The organism is Streptomyces sp. NPDC047525 (genome assembly GCF_040643025.1).
Taxonomy (GTDB): Bacteria; Actinomycetota; Actinomycetes; order Streptomycetales; family Streptomycetaceae; genus Streptomyces; species Streptomyces durmitorensis.
This window is the reverse complement of the sequence record NZ_JBEYTL010000003.1, coordinates 173751-189799: the sequence shown is the minus strand read 5'-3', so window position 1 is coordinate 189799 and position 16049 is coordinate 173751. Positions and strand designations below refer to the sequence as shown.

Annotated in this window: 14 protein-coding genes; 8 read left to right on the top strand and 6 right to left on the bottom strand. The window is 71.8% G+C overall.

Annotated features, from left to right (window positions below):
* Positions 1–12: 12 nt before the first annotated feature.
* A complete protein-coding gene (locus ABZ833_RS09855; RefSeq protein WP_361043566.1) occupies positions 13–819 on the bottom strand; it encodes a tyrosine-protein phosphatase in 807 nt (268 codons plus the stop codon).
* Positions 820–1013: 194 nt separating this feature from the next.
* Between ABZ833_RS09855 and ABZ833_RS09850 the strand changes: the two genes are divergently transcribed.
* Positions 1014–3104 (top strand): alpha-galactosidase, encoded by a 2091-nt coding sequence (locus ABZ833_RS09850; RefSeq protein ID WP_361043564.1) that lies wholly within the window; start codon positions 1014–1016, stop codon positions 3102–3104.
* A 123-nt stretch (positions 3105–3227) separates the two neighbouring features.
* A complete protein-coding gene (locus ABZ833_RS09845) occupies positions 3228–4046 on the top strand; it encodes an SGNH/GDSL hydrolase family protein (protein ID WP_249586453.1) in 819 nt (272 codons plus the stop codon).
* A gap of 240 nt (positions 4047–4286) precedes the next feature.
* On the opposite strand, the gene ABZ833_RS09840 is transcribed toward ABZ833_RS09845, so the two are convergent.
* Both ABZ833_RS09840 and ABZ833_RS09835 read right to left on the bottom strand, forming a co-directional pair.
* A complete protein-coding gene (locus tag ABZ833_RS09840) occupies positions 4287–4901 on the bottom strand; it encodes a TetR/AcrR family transcriptional regulator (RefSeq protein ID WP_361043560.1) in 615 nt (204 codons plus the stop codon).
* A gap of 19 nt (positions 4902–4920) precedes the next feature.
* On the bottom strand, positions 4921–6096 hold the full coding sequence (locus ABZ833_RS09835) for a Glu/Leu/Phe/Val dehydrogenase dimerization domain-containing protein (RefSeq protein ID WP_361044745.1): 1176 nt from the start codon (positions 6094–6096) through the stop codon (positions 4921–4923).
* Positions 6097–6303: 207 nt separating this feature from the next.
* On the opposite strand from ABZ833_RS09835, the gene ABZ833_RS09830 reads away from it, so the two are divergent.
* Positions 6304–7524 carry an MBL fold metallo-hydrolase gene (locus ABZ833_RS09830; protein ID WP_361043557.1) on the top strand — a complete coding sequence of 407 codons (1221 nt, stop codon included), beginning with the start codon at positions 6304–6306 and terminating at the stop codon, positions 7522–7524.
* Between the two features lie 128 nt (positions 7525–7652).
* Here ABZ833_RS09830 and ABZ833_RS09825 read toward each other — a convergent pair whose 3' ends face one another.
* Both ABZ833_RS09825 and ABZ833_RS09820 read right to left on the bottom strand, forming a co-directional pair.
* On the bottom strand, positions 7653–9200 hold the full coding sequence (locus ABZ833_RS09825) for a SpoIIE family protein phosphatase (RefSeq protein ID WP_361043554.1): 1548 nt from the start codon (positions 9198–9200) through the stop codon (positions 7653–7655).
* Between the two features lie 260 nt (positions 9201–9460).
* Entirely contained in the window at positions 9461–10012 is a 552-nt protein-coding gene (locus ABZ833_RS09820; protein ID WP_361044742.1) for a YciI family protein, read from the bottom strand.
* A 313-nt stretch (positions 10013–10325) separates the two neighbouring features.
* Between ABZ833_RS09820 and ABZ833_RS09815 the strand changes: the two genes are divergently transcribed.
* The 5 genes from ABZ833_RS09815 to ABZ833_RS09795 all read left to right on the top strand — a co-directional run bounded on the left by ABZ833_RS09815 (position 10326) and on the right by ABZ833_RS09795 (position 14147).
* Complete coding sequence (locus ABZ833_RS09815) at positions 10326–12128, top strand: ATP-binding protein (protein ID WP_361043551.1); 1803 nt, start codon at positions 10326–10328, stop codon at positions 12126–12128.
* Positions 12129–12195: 67 nt separating this feature from the next.
* On the top strand, positions 12196–12630 hold the full coding sequence (locus tag ABZ833_RS09810) for a roadblock/LC7 domain-containing protein (protein WP_249586448.1): 435 nt from the start codon (positions 12196–12198) through the stop codon (positions 12628–12630).
* 2 nt (positions 12631–12632) lie between these two features.
* Positions 12633–13004, top strand: a complete 372-nt coding sequence (locus ABZ833_RS09805; protein ID WP_249586447.1) for a DUF742 domain-containing protein — start codon at positions 12633–12635, stop codon at positions 13002–13004.
* On the top strand, positions 12982–13578 hold the full coding sequence (locus ABZ833_RS09800; protein WP_249586446.1) for an ATP/GTP-binding protein: 597 nt from the start codon (positions 12982–12984) through the stop codon (positions 13576–13578). The genes ABZ833_RS09805 and ABZ833_RS09800 overlap by 23 nt, the downstream gene beginning before the upstream one ends.
* Positions 13575–14147, top strand: coding sequence for a GAF domain-containing protein (locus ABZ833_RS09795; RefSeq protein ID WP_361044739.1), 573 nt, complete (start codon positions 13575–13577; stop codon positions 14145–14147). Before ABZ833_RS09800 ends, ABZ833_RS09795 begins: the two co-directional genes overlap by 4 nt.
* 1 nt (position 14148) lies before the next feature.
* Here the strand turns inward: ABZ833_RS09795 and ABZ833_RS09790 are convergent, their stop codons facing one another.
* Complete coding sequence (locus ABZ833_RS09790; protein ID WP_361043548.1) at positions 14149–16035, bottom strand: DUF2264 domain-containing protein; 1887 nt, start codon at positions 16033–16035, stop codon at positions 14149–14151.
* Positions 16036–16049 lie beyond the last annotated feature (14 nt).

The following is a 16049-nucleotide window of genomic DNA, read 5'->3' as shown; positions in this document are numbered from 1 at the left end:
GGGCGCGGCCGCTCAGTCCAGGAGGTGCTCGCGCAGCCGCTCGCGGATCTCCGGGGTCACCTTGAGGCCCTCGGCGAGGTAGGTCTCCGTGTCGCCCCAGATCTGCTCGATCGTCTCGAAGGCCGCGGCCAGATACTCGGCGCGGGCCTCGAAGAGCGGGCTGAGCAGCTGCATGACCTCGGGGGACATGGCGTTCGGGGAGTCGTCGCCGCGGCGGACCTTGTAGCGGCGGTGGGTGGCGTTCGACTCCAGGTAGTCCGCCTCGATGGCGTCGCGCTCGACGCCCACGGCAAGGAGCGTGACGGCTATGGAGAGGCCCGCGCGGTCCTTGCCCGCGGCGCAGTGCATCAGGGCGGGCACGCTGTCGGCGGCCAGCTCGTGCAGCACGCGGCTGTGCTCGGCGGTGCGGTCCCTGATGATCTCGCGGTACGTGTCGGAGAGGCGCCCCGCGGCCTGCCCGTCGGAGAGCGCCGCGCGCAGCTCGTCCAGGTCGCCGTCGCGCACCATCGTCCAGAACTCGGCGCCGTGGGCCGGGTCGGTCAGCGGCAGGTTCACGTTGCGTACGCCGGGCAGCTCGACGTCCGGGCCCTCGAGCCGCTGGTCGGCCGCGTTGCGGAAGTCGTAGATCGTGTGCAGACCGAGGGTGGAGAGGAACGCGGCGTCGGACGCCGTGGCGTGCGCGAGGTGCCCGCTGCGGAAGAGCCGGCCCTGCCGGACCCGGCGGCCGTCCACGGTCGGAAGTCCGCCCACGTCACGGAAGTTGCGGACTCCGGCCAGTTCGGGCTCGGTCAGCTTCGTCGGCGGGACTTCCTGCGTCACGGGGGCTCCTCCCGTCCGGCCGCCGGCGCGGCTCGCCGGTGGGGATGCGACTTCGACCATACGACATGGGTTCCTGAGGCAATCACTGCCCGTGCATGAGCGTTGCCTCACAGGTGGCGCGCCTCGATGATGTGCGCAGGCGTGCGTGCCTGTTCGTTTCATGTCGGATCCGTGTCCGTGTCTGTGGGGGATTGATGATCGAGGTCGGCGAAGACGGGCGTACGTGGCTGCTCTCCGGGCCCACCAGCAGTTATGCGCTGCGGCTCACGGACGACGACGAGCTGCTGCATCTGCACTGGGGGCCGCGCATCGGGCTCGCCGACGCCGAGGCGCTCGCGGCGGAGCCGCTGCCCGCCGAGCGGTCCTTCGAGTCGCGGCTCGACGGGCGCGAGGAGTATCCGGTCGAGGGCGGGCGGCGTTTCGTGCGTCCCGCGCTCTCCGTACGGGGCGCCGGGGTGCGCGGCAGCGAGTGGTGGTTCTCGGGATCCGTGGCCGAGCACGACGAACTGCGGGTCCAATTCACCGACGCCGTACACCAGTTGGGCGTCACGCTCGTCTACCGGACACGTGGGGACGTCATCGAGCGGTTCGCCGTCCTGCGTCACGAAGGGCCCGCGGACGCACCCGCCCTCGAACTGCTCCGGGCCGACTCCGCGACCTGGACGCTGCCCTCGCGCGAGCGGTGGCGGCTCTCGCAGCTGCACGGGCGCTGGGCGGCAGAGTCGCGGCTCGTGCGGTCGGAGATCACGTACGGCGAGAAGGTCATCGGCAGCCGCCGCGGGCACACCGGGCATCAGCACCTGCCCTGGGTGGCGCTCGACGCGGAGGGGGCGACCGAGGAGCACGGCGAGGTCCACAGCTGCGCGCTCGCCTGGTCGGGGTCCTGGCGGATCGCGGTGAGCCGACTCCCGGACGGCGCCGTGCAGATCACCGGTGGCCGGGGGCACGACGACTCCGGGCAGGAGCTGCTCGCGCCCGGCACCGAGACGGTGACACCGGTCTTCGCCGGGCTGTGGAGCGACGGCGGCTTCGGCGGGGCGAGCCGGGCCTGGCACACCTATCAGCGCGCGCACGTGATCCCGGACGCCGACGTGCCGCGGCCCGTGCTCTACAACTCCTGGGAGGCCACCCGGTTCGACATCTCCGAGGACCAGCAGCGTGCGCTCGCCGGGCGGGCGGCGGCGATGGGGGTCGAGCTGTTCGTGGTCGACGACGCGTGGTTCGGGCAGCGTGTCAGCGACCGGGCCGGGCTCGGCGACTGGACGCCCAACCCGGACCGCTTTCCCGGTGGCCTCAAGCCGCTCGCCGACGACGTGCACGCGCTCGGCATGCGGTTCGGGATCTGGGTGGAACCGGAGATGGTCAACCCGGACAGCGATCTCTACCGGGCGCACCCCGACTGGGCGCAGCACCAACCCGGCCGTACGCGCACGGAGTTCCGCAACCAGCTGGTGCTCAACCTCGCCCGCGCGGACGTCCAGGAGCATCTGTGGGAGCAGCTCGACGCGCTCCTCTCCAGTGCGCCGATCGACTACGTGAAGTGGGACTTCAACCGCAGCTTCACCGATCCGGGCTGGCCGGGCGAACGCTATCCGCAGGGGATCTGGAACGCCCATGTGCACGCTCTCTACCGGCTGTTGGACCGCCTGCGCGCCGCGCATCCGTCCGTCGCCTTCGAGTCCTGCTCGGGCGGCGGAGGCCGGATCGACCTGGGGATCCTCTCCCGCACCGACCAGGTGTGGACCTCCGACAACACCGACCCCCTCGACCGCCTCGCCATCCAGGACGGCTTCAGCCAGGTGCACCCGGCGCGGGCCATGGCCGCCTGGGTGACGGACAGCCCGAACACCCAGCTCAACGGCCGGGTCAGCGCGTTGCGCTTCCGCTTCGTGAGCGCGATGGCGGGGGTGCTCGGCATCGGCGGCGACCTCATGGAGTGGAGCGCGGACGAGCTGGCCGAAGCGGCCGACTGGGTCAGGCTCTACAAGGAGATCAGGCCCGTGGTGCAGCTCGGGGACCTCCACCGGCTGCGCCCGCCGTCCGAGCCGCTGAGCGCGGTGCAGTACGTCCACGGTGACGAGGTCGTGGCCCTCGCGTGGCTGCGGGCCCAGGCCTACGGGGAGGAGCCGCCCCGGGTGCGGCTGCGGGGGCTCGACTCCACGGCGACGTACGTCTGTCAGGAGACGGGGCAGGTCCACCGGGGCGCGGTGCTCCTGCATCACGGACTGCGGACCGGGCTGCGCGGGGACCTGGACGCGGCGGTGTTCCGCTTCCGCCGTGTATGAGTGGCGCGGGACCCGCCGTGTATTCCTGGCTTGGACGAATCTTGACCGGTGGCTTATCTCACCCCCCGTCAACCCCTCCCTACGGTGGCGTAGGTCACTTAGGGAGGTGAAAGATATGACGACGTGAGAGCAGAGTCGACATCCTTCATCCCTGACACATTCACCTCCTACGCAGCGGTCGGCGACAGCTTCACCGAAGGCGTGGGGGACCCCGGCCCGGACGGAACGTTCGTCGGCTGGGCCGACCGTCTTGCCGTGCTGCTCGACGACCGGATGCCGGAACACACCTTCCGGTACGCCAACCTCGCCGTGCGCGGCAAGCTGCTCGACCAGGTCGTCGCGGACCAGGTACCCCTGGCCAAGAAGATGGGCCCCGACTTCCTGTCGTTCTGCGCGGGCGGCAACGACATCATCCGTCCCGGCACCGACCCGGACGAGGTCGCCGAACGCTTCGAGCGGGCCGTCGTCGACCTCACGTCGGCGGTCGGCACCGTCATGGTGACCACGGGCTTCGACACCCGCGGGGTGCCGGTCCTCAAGCACCTGCGCGGCAAGATCGCCACGTACAACGGCCATGTGCGGGCGATCGCCGACCGCTACGGCTGCCCGGTCCTGGACCTGTGGTCCCTCAAGACCATCCAGGACCGCCGCGCCTGGGACGGCGACCGGCTGCACCTCTCGGCCGAGGGGCACACGCGCGTGGCACTGCGCGCCGCCCAGGTCCTCGGCCTCGAGGTCCCCGCGGACCCGGACCAGCCGTGGCCCCCGGAGCCGCCGCGCGGCACGCTCGAGGTGCGGCGCGACGACATCAACTGGGCGCGCGAGTACCTGGTGCCGTGGTTCGGGCGACGGCTGCGGGGAGAGTCGTCGGGCGACCACGTGGAGGCGAAGGGCAGCGTGGACCCGTACACCGTCAGGATGCACATCGAGTCGGCGTCCTGAGGGAAAACCTGATGCCTCCGCGGGCGGAGATCGCTACGGTGAAGGCGTCCAGGTGCGAAGGCGCGGGTTACTTCCTTTGATGAGGCGGTCGCGGGTTCGAGTCCCGTCGTCGACTTCGGGTCGGCGTAGCTCAGTTGGCAGAGCACCTTTTGTTCACCCGCACCGACTTCGATCTCTGGACACCTCGCGCGAGCCGTCTGCCCTCGGGGGAAACCGGGCAGGCGGCTTCGTTGCGTCCGGTCAGCCTGCCGACGGGCCGGCCGCGGGCAGACTGAGCTCCCGTGTCAGGGCCTCGTCCACCCAGGCCAGCATGCGGGACCGGGGCAGCGTGCCCTCGTAGGCCGTCATCTGGACCGCCAGGCCGTCCAGGAGTGCCGTGAGGCGCAGAGCCGTGTTCCGGGGGTCGGGGCAGGAGAACTCGCCCGCGGCGACGCCTTCCCCGATGACCTCGGCCAGTGCGGCCTTCCACTGCTGGTCCAGGTCGCGCGTCACCGTACGCAGAGTGGGTTCGCGCAGAGCGGCTGACCAGCCCTCGATCCACAGGCGCCAGCCCTTGGCCTGGCCCGTGGGGGCGTACCAGCGGACGGCGGCGCGCAGGCGCCGCAGAGCCGTCGTGCGGCGGCTCAGGAGGGCGCGGAGATGGGCGAGGTCGCCCTCCGCCGCGTGCGTGAAGGCGGCTGCGACCAGCTTCTCCTTCGTGGAGAAGTGGTACAGGACCAGCGCGTTGCTCACCCCGAGCGCCGCGGCCACGTCCGCGATGCGCACGGCCGCCACGCCACGCACCTCGATCTGTTCGACGGTGGCGGCCAGCAGCTCCGCCCGCCGTTCCGCCACGCTCAACCGCACTCTCGCCACGCCGGGCAGCCTACCGACCTCACGGCTGCGGGCCGTACCAGCCGAATCGCTCTCCGATCAACGGCAGACGGTCGGCCATCAGCGCGTGGGCCGCGGCGCGCGGCGTCGTGCCGTCCGCCTCCGCGCGGCGCAGCATCACGTCGACCAGGGCCCGCATCGAGCGGCGCGTGTGCGCGAAGGCCTCGTCCGCGTCGGCCCCGATGTCGCCGAAGAGCGTCCACCACCACCATGCGTTGGTCCCGGAGTTCACGACGACGTCCGGCAGGACCGTGACGCCGCGCTCGGTGAGGAGCCGCTCCGCCTCCGGCAGGACCGGCATGTTGGCGGCCTCCGCTATCCAACGGGCCGTGATCCGCGCCTGGTTCACCTGGTTGATCGTGTACGACACCGCGGCGGGGACCAGGATCTCCGCCTCCGTGGACAGCCAGGCCTCGCCCGGCAGCTCGCGGTCGCCGGGGCGCAGGGCCGAGCGGTCCACCGTGCCGTGCGCGTCGCGGGCGGCGAGCAGCGCCTCCACGTCGAGTCCCGCCGGGTTGGCGATCGTGCCCTGGACGTCGGCGACGGCCACCACGCTCAGCCCCGCGCGCGTGAGGAAACGGGCGGTCGCGCCGCCCATGGTGCCCAGGCCCTGCACGGCCACGCGCGCGCCAGCGTGCGCGTGGCCCGCGCGGTCCAGCGCCGCGAGGACCGCTTCGGCGACTCCGTGGCCGCCGACCAGCTCGTCCAGGCCGATCCCGTCGACCTCCACGGCGAACGCGTCCGCCAGGCGCCCACGGGCCGCCGCCTCGTCGTCCAGGAGCGGGTAGACGGCCTGGACGGAGGAGATCAGGCCCGCTTCCGCGGCCGCCCTGTCGACCAGGTCCTGCGTCAGGCCCAGATCCTCGCCCGTCGTCCAGGAGCTCTCGACGTACGGGCGCATCGCCCTCAGGTAGCGCACCAGGACGTCGTACGCCTCCGGGGCGCGCGGATCGCAGTCGATGCCGCCCTTGGCTCCGCCGAGCGGGATGTAGCGGGCGCTCGGGTCGTAGTGCAGGGCCTCCTTCATCGTCATCCCGCGGGCCAGACCCGTGACCTCGTCGAGGGTGCAGCCGGGGCGCATCCGCAGGCCGCCGCTGCAGACACCGCGTACGAGACGGTCGATGACCAGAAAACCCCGGTGGCCGGTGATGTGGTCGGTCCAGGTGAGGGAGAGCAGGGGCGTGGGGGGGAACGGTGACGGGCGCGACGGGAACCGCCGGCACTGGTGGCACTGCTGGCATGGAGCGCACTCCTACTGAATGGGGGATCAGTAGGAGTACATCACGCACCGGCGCGTGCGTGGCCGATGCGGACCCCTCCGGACGGCCGCTGTCGGAGGCGGTGCACATAATGGAGATCTGACCCACCCATTCCAGGAGGTGCCGTGTCCCGTTCGCTGAGCTCTGGGCTCCGCTCGCTCAGGACCGCCCCCTTCGGCGCGGATCCGGCCGGCGAGCGGCTCGCGAGGATCCACAGATCGCCGAACTTCGCCGACGGGTCCTTCCAGAACCCCGAGGGAGCGCGGACCCGGCCCACCGGGTCGACGCTCGAGTTCGCGAAGATCTATTTCCGCAAGGAAGAGCGGATCCGGCGCGGCCCCATGGGCACCATCCCCGTGCATGCCACGACCCTCGCCGACCTCGCCGAGCCACCGGCGAGCGGACTGCGGATCACCTGGATGGGGCACTCCAGCGTGCTCGCCGAGATCGACGGGCAGCGGGTGCTCTTCGACCCGGTCTGGGGCGAGCGGTGCTCTCCCTTCTCCTGGGTCGGACCCAAGCGTCTGCACCCCGTTCCGGTGCCGCTCGCGGCGCTCGGCCCGGTGGACGTCGTGGTGATCTCGCACGATCACTACGACCACCTCGACATGCCCACCATCCAGGCCCTGGCCGGCACGGACACGGTCTTCGCGGTGCCGCTGGGCGTCGGCGCCCACCTGGAGCGCTGGGGCGTCCCCGCCGACCGGCTGCGCGAGCTCGACTGGAACGAGTCCACGAAGGTGGCGGGCCTGACCCTCACGGCGACGCCCGCGCGCCACTTCTGCGGCCGCGGCCTGCGCAACTTCCAGCACACCCTCTGGGCGTCGTGGGCCGTCACTGGGCCCGAGCACCGCATCTATCACAGCGGGGACACCGGCTATTTCGGCGGCTTCCGCGACATCGGCGCCGAGCACGGACCGTTCGACATCACGATGATCCAGATCGGTGCCTACAGCGAGTTCTGGCCCGACATCCACATGACGCCCGAGGAAGGGGTGCGCGCGCACCTGGACCTCCAGGGCGGGCGGCCCGACGGCGTGATGCTGCCGATCCACTGGGGCACGTTCAACCTCGCGCCCCACCCGTGGTCCGCGCCGGGCGAGGGCACGGTCGCCGCGGCCGGGCGCGTAGGGGCGAAGGTCGCGCTGCCCGTCCCGGGAGAGCCCTTCGAGCCCGCGTCGGACTCCGCTCCGGCCGAGCCGTGGTGGCGCGGCGTCGCGATCGAACCGGAGGGCGGGTGGAACCGCCCGCAGGACATCACGGCAGGCGTCGAACACGCCGGGCCCTCCGAACGGCCTGAGCACACGGAGGGCACCGGAGAGCCCGAGGCGGCGCGGGTCGGCTGACGGCAAGCAGGCGGGGAGCAGGCAGGGAGCGGGCAGGAAGCAGGCCGGGAGGTACCGCGGGTGCTCGCGGTACCTCCCGGGAGGCGGGGGCGGTCGCGTATGACGGACGCGCCGCCCCGAAGCGTGTGTCAGCCGGGCGCGGCCGTCAGGGCCCCGCTGCCGGCGCCCTGCTCCGCCGACGCGAGCAGCAGGGTGAACCAGACGGTCTTGCCGCTGAGGATGGGCCGCGTGCCCCAGGCGTCGGCGAGGGCCTCGACCAGGAGCAGGCCCCGGCCGTCCTCCTCCGTGCTCTCGGCGAGCCGGGCCCGGGGCCGGGGCGTGCTGTGGTCGGTGATCTCCACGCCCAGCTCGCGGACGCTGTGCCACACCCGCAGATTCAAGGGACCGCGCGCGTGGCGGACCGCGTTCGTCAGGAGTTCCGAGGCCAGCAGGAGCGCCGTGTCGGCCTGTGCCGTGAGGCCCCACTCCCGCAGCTTCGCCCGCAGGAACCGCCGTCCGGCCGGGACCGAGACCGCCTCGCAGTCCAGACCCGTGTCCGCGGTGGCCAGCGGAGCCGTGGGGAAGGTGACGAGCAGCAGGGTCACGTCGTCGGCGTACGTGTCGGTGTCCGGCAGCAGGGTGTGCAGGACGCGGTCGGCGGCGCTCTCCAGGCCGCCGGCGGTGGCGAACGCGTCCTCCAGCATGGTGGTCACCAGCTTCAGCCGGAGGTCGATGTCGCTGCTCGACGTCTCCACGAGCCCGTCGGTGTACAGGGCCAGGGTCGTCCCGGCCCGCAGCGGCAGGCGGACCTGCTGATGCGGCACGCCACCCACCCCGAGGGGGATGCCGGTGGGCACCGGCAGCTCGCGGACCTGCGCGTCCGGCTCGATGAGGAGTACGGGCAGATGGCCCGCCGAGCAGACGGTCATCTCGCCCTGGGCCGGGTCGGCCTGCAGATAGACGCAGGTGACGAAGGGCTCGGGCAGATCACGCGTGAACGCGTCAAGCGTCTGCATCAGTTCGCACGGCGGGAGCCCCGCAAGGGCCAGGGCGCGCGCCGCTGAGCGCAACTGCCCCATGACCACGGCCGCGTCCAGACCGCGCCCCATCACGTCCCCGACGAAGACCCCGACCCGCCCGGCGCCCAGATCGATCAGGTCGAACCAGTCCCCGCCGACCCCCTGCCCCTGGGTCGACGGCAGGTAGCGGCTCGCCGCCTGCGCTCCGGGAATCTGCTTGGCGTTCCCCATCAGGTTGAGGGCCAGGGCGATCTGCCGCTGCTGCGCGTGCAGTTCGACGAGCTCCGCCTCGGCTCTCTTGCGCTCGGTGATGTCGCGCATGATCGAGCAGGCGGCGGTGATGGCTCCGTCGCGGGTGCGGATCGGCCACAGGGTCACGTCGATGTCCAGGGCGACTCCGCCGCTGGTGGTCCGACGGGTTTCGTAGTGCTCGATCCGCACACCGCGGGCGATCTGTTCGAGCAGACAGGCTTCCTCGTCCTTGAGGTCGGGCGGCACGATCATGCCGACGTGGCTGCCGATCGCCTCATCGGGGGTGAATCCGTACAGCCGTTGCGCGGCGGCGTTCCAGAAGGTGATCTCCCCGTCGAGGGTCTTCATGAGGATCGCGTCCTGGGAGGACTCGACCAGCTCACGGAACAACCCCAGCTGGCTTCCGCCGCCCCGGAGCCTTTCCACTGACATCATTGATGCCTCGCTTCATGTGACGCGTCCGCACCTGGGCGAAGAGACCCGCGTCCCGCCGCCTTTGCGCCTCCGCGCCGTCCATCACCTGATGAGATGACGGATATTGCAGCACACCAGATGTCGACTTGATGGTTCTGACGGTATTTGCCGCCAAGGATTCGCAGTTGCCCCTTCTGTGCAACGTCCGTGCAGACCAGGGGTCACATTGGGACTGTCGGCCTCATCCGAAACGGTGGCCCCTGGTCAAGGCGCTACCGCCGTCCGCCGAACTCCCAGTCGTGGACCTCGATCCCGGCGTACCGGTCAGGGGTCAGGACGGCGCGTGCCGTGTCCGGGTCCGGGGCCAGGACCAGCGCCGCCGTGCCCACCCAGGTGGTGTCGTCGTCGGACAGGAGCGGCCCGTACGCGATCAGTTCGTCGTCACGGTCGGGTGGCGTGTCGAGGGCGGCGTCCAGGCCCGCGCCGAGGCCGATGACCAGATACCGGTTGCCGCCGGTGGTGCCACCGGGGAAGTCCCACATGGTGCGCCCCAGCGTGTTGCGCCACCGGCGCAGCAGCACGTCGCGGTACGCGCCCGCCTGGTAGTTGGGCTCGTCGAAGGCGAACGCGCGGGCGGCGGCGGGATCCGGCAGGTCGACGATGTGCACGCTGCCGGTGGGCGTCTCGCCGTCGGCGGCGAACGTCGGGCCGCGCGCGATCAGCTCGCGCGCGTACCCGTCCATGTAGGACCAGTGGTCCTCCAGCAGCTTCTCGCGCAACGAGGTGGAGCCGGGCCGGTCGCGGTGGTAGCAGAAGAACTCCATGAGCACAGACTCTCCCGACATGCGTCAGCAGCTCAACGGGCTTTCGTGACAACAGGACGTGCGCATGGTGGAACTGACGTCCGAAGGGGCATTCGGACGGCCGTGCGACGCGTCATACCAGAGCGGGACGCTGGGTGCCGGACTTTGTCAACTGCCTCCCGCACATGAAGCGTTGGTGACTACCGTGAGTGTCCGCCGGTCGACGCAGGGATCATGGCAGGGGTCACACCTGCGCCCTCCCGACCGGCACGGCGATGCCGCGAAGCCACGCGTCGCGCGCCCGTCGGAGCCCGCACCCTGAACGAGGACGCTGATGTCTCACCTTCGTGCACCGGCCGCCCGCGCAGACCGCCGCGAGGGCGGGAGGCACGGCAGGCCCGGGAGCCGAACCGCGCCGCTGCCCGAGGCCCGGATACGGCCCCAGCTCCTGCGCATCGCCGTACTGCCCGTCGTCGCGGTGCTGCTCTGCGCCGGCGGTGCCGTGCTGTTCATCGTCCGCTCGGCCCCCGGACCGCTCGCCCCCCAGCTGCTCCTCGTCCTCGCCGCCGCCGGAGCCATCGGCCTGGCCAGCGTCGTGATCGCCGCCGTCGCCGCCGACCGCACCGCGACCTCCGTACGCGACCGGGTCGGAGCCCTGCGCCGCACCACCGCACGCGGTCAGGCCGAACTGCGCGACGTGGTCGAGAAGCTGCGCCGCGGCGACGGCCCGCCCCCGCGCAGGGCGCCGGCCAGATCCGCCCCGGACGGCGACGACTTCGGACTGCTCGCCGATGAGCTGTCCCGGGCCCAGGACGTCGCCGTCACCGCCGTCGTGCAGGCCTCGCAGCTCTCCAGCCACGCGGGCAGCGAACAGAAGGTCGAGGTCTTCGGCAATCTGGCCCGGCGGCTTCAGTCCCTCGTGCACCGCGAGATCTCGATCCTCGACGACCTGGAGAACGAGGTCGAGGACCCGGAGCTGCTCAAGGGCCTCTTCCACGTCGACCACCTGGCCACCCGCATCCGCAGGCACGCCGAGAACCTCGCCGTCCTCGGCGGCGCCATCTCGCGCCGCCAGTGGAGCAACCCCGTCTCCATGACGGAGGTGCTCCGCTCGGCCATCGCGGAGGTCGAGCAGTACTCCCGGGTCAAGCTGGTGCCGCCGATCGCCGGGACCCTGCGCGGCCACGCCGTCGCCGACGTCATCCACCTGCTCGCCGAACTCGTCGAGAACGCCACGGTGTTCTCCGCCCCGCACACCCAGGTCCTGCTGCGCGCCAACCTGGTGACGGCCGGGCTCGCCGTCGAGGTCGAGGACCGCGGGCTCGGCATGCCCCTGACCGAGCAGAACAAGATGAACCACCTGCTCGCCGACCCGGACCAGGTCAACGTCGCGAGCCTCCTCCAGGACGGCCGCATCGGCCTCTACGTGGTCTCCGCGCTCGCCCGCAGGCACGGCATCGCGGTCCGTCTGCAGACCAACATCTACGGAGGCGTGCAGGCCGTACTGATCCTGCCGCAGGGCCTGTTGGGCACCGAGCCGCAGAACGAGCCCGTCGCCGCCGCCCGCCCGCAGCAGCCCCCGGAAGCAGCACCCCCGGCCGCCCCCGGCGGCGTACGGCAACCGGCTCAGGCACCCGCCCCGGCGCCCCACCCGGCGCCCCGCCCGGCCCCTCACCCGGAACCGGTGGCCGTGCCGCGCCAGCCACAGCCGCAGCCGGACGTGCCGCCGAGCGCGGCGCACACCCCCGTGGCGAACGGCTCCGGCCCCGCCCCGCTGCCCGTACGGGGCAGGGAGGGCCGGCCGACCCCGGCCGACGCCGTGCCGGGGATCCGGCCGGAGGACCGGCAGGCAGCGGCCGAGCACGCCGGGACACCGCCGACGCCCCTCAACGGCGCCGTGCGCGGCCGGGTGGGAAGGCCGCAACTGCCCAAGCGGCGCGCCCAGGAACACATCGCGCCCCAACTGCGCGACGCGCCGTCGCCCCGCCCGGAGAGCGAACACCACATCGGCCACGACCCGGGCCTGATGGCCGCCTTCCAGCGCGGCATCGGGCTCGCCGCCGCACAGGAGATGCGTGACCCGGCGCCCGAACCCGATCTCCACGGCCCCCGCGACGGGGGCGACCAGGGTGGCTGAACCGCACCACCCCGCAAGCACCACGTCTGCCCCGGCAGACCCTCGTACCCAAAGGAGTCGATCCACCATGGCGAGCGATGCGCCGACCGGGCAGGTATCCGACCTCGACTGGCTGATGAGCGGACTCGTGCAGCGCGTGCCGCACACCCACAGCGCGGTCCTGCTCTCCTCCGACGGACTCGTGAAGTCGGTCCATGGCCTCGACCCGGACAGCGCCGACCACATGGCGGCCCTCGCCTCCGGGCTCTACTCACTGGGGCGCAGCGCGGGCATCCGGTTCGGCGACGGCGGCGACGTGCGCCAGGTCGTCGTGGAACTCGACTCCACCCTCCTGTTCGTCTCCACGGCGGGCTCCGGCACCTGTCTGGCGGTGCTCGCCGGGCGCGACGCGGACGCGGCGGTGCTCGGCTACGAAATGACGATGCTGGTCAAGAGCGTGCGCCCCTATCTGATGACCGCGCCCCGGCAGCCCGCCGGTGAACCCGCCCCGATGAGGCATTGAGCGTGGCGGCCCCCCACGACGGGCCATGGCTCGACGAATCCGCCGGGCGGCTCGTGCGCCCCTACACGGTCAGCGACGGGCGGACCAGGCCCACCGCCCAACTGGACCTCCTGACGCAGGTGATGGCCACCGGAAGGCCGGTCATCGGCTACCTCGGGCCCGAGCACACGCAGGCGCTCGGGCTCTGTGCGGCACCCACGTCGGTCGCCGAGATCGCGGCGCAGCTGAAGCTGCCCGCGGTCGTGACCAAGGTGCTGCTCTCCGATCTCGTCGACTGCGGGGCGCTCACCCTGAGAGCCCCGGACTTCTACCACAACCCCACTGACCGGTCCCTGTTGGAGGCAGTGCTCGATGGACTACGACGACAGCTCTGACCCCTTCCCCACCGCGTTGAAGATCCTGATCGCGGGCGGTTTCGGGGTCGGCAAGACGACCTTCACGGGCGCGGTGAGCGAGATCGCGCCGCTCAGCACGGAGGAGCTCCTCACCACGGTCAGCGAGGGCACCGACGATCTGTCGGGCGTCGAGAACAAGACCACGACGACCGTGGCCATGGACTTCGGGCGCATCACCCTCGACCCGGAGCACGTGCTCTATCTCTTCGGGACGCCAGGCCAGGAACGCTTCTGGTTCATGTGGGACGAACTCTCCGAAGGCGCGCTCGGCGCGGTGGTCCTGGCCGACACCCGTCGCCTGGAGGACTGCTTCGCGGCGGTGGACTTCTTCGAGCAGCGCGGCATGGGATTCATCGTCGCCATCAACGAATTCGACGGCGCCCACCGCTATGAACCCGAAGAGGTGCGCTCCGCCATCGACCTGGATCCGCAGGTGCCCGTCGTGCGGTGCGACGCACGGATCTCGAGCTCGGGCATCGCGACCCTGCTCACCCTCGTCAAGCACCTCCTCGCCCACGCCCCGGCCGCCCCGAGCTACGGAGCCCACACCTGATGTACGACGCGACCGCGAACCTGCTGCTCACTCCCGTCGACAAGGAGGCGCCGAACCGGGTGCGGCGGCTGCGCAGGCTCGGCATAGGACTCCAGCCGGACCTCGCCTTCGACGCCTTCGCCGACCGGCTCGCCGAGGTCACGGGCGCGCCGTACTCCATGGTCAACTTCATCGACGAGAACCGGCAGTTCTTCGCGGGGCTGCACACCCCGGACGACATGGGCGCCGGCTCCGAACTGACCTCGACGGCGGCCACGGAGAGCACGGCGCACCGCTATATGGCGCGCGACCACGGCTACTGCCCGCATGTGGTCGTGCGGCGCAAGGCCCTCGTCCTGGAGGACGTCTGCGACTATCCGCGGTTCGCGGGGAACCCGGTGGTTGACGAGATCGGGATCCGCTCCTATCTCGGCGCCCCGCTCATCGACCGCACGGGCATCGCGCTCGGCACGGTCTGTGTGGTGGACGTCGAGCCCCGGCCCTGGGGCAGGGCGGGCCTGGAGACCATCAAGGCGATGGCGGCGGAGCTGATCGAGCAGATTCACCGCCGCGAGGACGGCGGGATCTGATTCACACCTCCAGCACATCGCCGTCGGGAAAGCGGACGCGCACGGCGCCGCCGTCCACCTCGCAGGAGATGGCCTGCCGCAACGCCTCGGGCCGGACGGTGTCCTGGGAGAGGGCGATGAGCGTGACGTGGACGCTCGTCCCGCCCTCGTGCCCGGCGCACGTCAGGTACGGCGTCGCCGAGTGCGGTCCGTACGCGTTGGCCGCCACCTCACGGGCGATGCCCGCCCCCTCGTCCCAGCCGTGCAGCGCGACCACGGCGCTGGTGAGACCCGACTCCGTGCGGGTGAGCGCCCAGCCGGGGCCCTGCTCGGCGTACGGCTGTGTCGCGTCGGCCACCGCGTAGCCGCCCTCGCGGACCGTCACGCCCGCCGGGGCCTGGACCCGGTGGACGCGTATCTCCCACGGGCCGTGCAGCGCACTGGTCGTCTCTACGGGGAACTCACCTTCGAAGCCCGGCAGTTGAGCGTCGTGCCGGGAAGCGGCCACGCGTCCCTCGCACCGCACCGGGTGGATCCGGCGGCGGCGTGAGGGGGTGCCGTCCGGTGCGATGAGCGCGAGGTGGCTGTCCACGGTGCGCTCCCACGCGCTCGGGGCGGTTTCGGGGGCGGTCGCCGTGGAGTAGCCGAACTTGGCGTAGTGCGGGTCGTCGGCCGCGGGGCCTTCGAGCGGGTTGTGGTCGCTGCCGTGGTTGATCAGGCGGACGATGCCGTCGTGCCGCGTGCCGTGCAGGAGCCAGCCGGGCTCGGGGAGGGCCGTGTACTGGTCGGACTCCTCTACGGGGAGCGGGAGTTCGGTCTCCGTCCACACCGGGTGATCGGCGGGCAGGAGCAGGCCGAGGAAGCCCTTGCTGGCCCAGTATGGGGACGCGGGACCCGAATAGGCCTGCGTGGACGGCAGGAACGTCCCGTACCAGCCGAGCGGGAGCAGCCCGCGCTCGTCGGGGACGCCGCGCTCCACGAAGTGCCGTGCGGTGCCGGACGCGAGGCGCCGGGTGAGGCCGGGGGCCAGGGGCGTGCAGTCGGCGAGGGCGCCCATCCAGAGGGGGGCGGTCGCCGCGAAGCGGTACGTCAGGGAGCGGCCCTGGTGGACGGGTGCGCCGTCGGCACCGAAGAACTGCGGGTACGTGGTGAGGAATTGGGTCAGCCGCTCGCGGTACACCGTGCCGCGGCCCTCGCCGTCCGGGCCCGCCATGCGGGCCCAGAGCAGCGGGTACAGGTGCATCGCCCAGCCGATGTAGTAGTCGAAGTTGCGCCCGTCGCCGTCGCTGTACCAGCCGTCGCCGCGGTACCAGTCCTCGATGCGGTCCAGGCCTCCGTCGATGTCCGCCTTGCTGTACGGCGCGCCGACGGAGGCCAGGAACTGCTCGGACACCACCTGGAAAAGACGCCAGTTGTTGTCCCACGTCCTGCCGCCGACGAAGCCGGAGAACCAGTCGACGACCTGCTCCTGGACCCGGGGATCGAGCTTGTCCCAGATCCAGGGGCGGGTCTCGTGCAGGCCGATCGCGATCGACGCGGCCTCCACCATCTGCTGTGAGCAGTCGGTGAGTCGGGGCCAGGCCTCGCCGCCCGCGCCGTCCCGGTCCGTGCCCGCTGTCAGACCCTGCGCGTAGCGTTCGATGAGGTGGGGGTCCACCTCGCCGCCCGCTCCCGCGATCCGGAAGGAGGCGAGGAGGAAGGACCGTGCGTACCCCTCGAGACCGTCCGACACCACCCCTGACCAACTGCTGCGCCCCGGCAGCCGGTACTGCGCGAAACGGGGCGTCGCGTAAGGGACGAGCGCCTCCAGCTGCCGGTCGGCGAGCGCCTCCCAGTGCGCGCGGGTCCAGCCCGTGCGCGGGGACAGGATCCGGTCGGTGGGCGGCAGGGCCAGGTGCGGTGCGGGCATGGTGGATCCGTGCT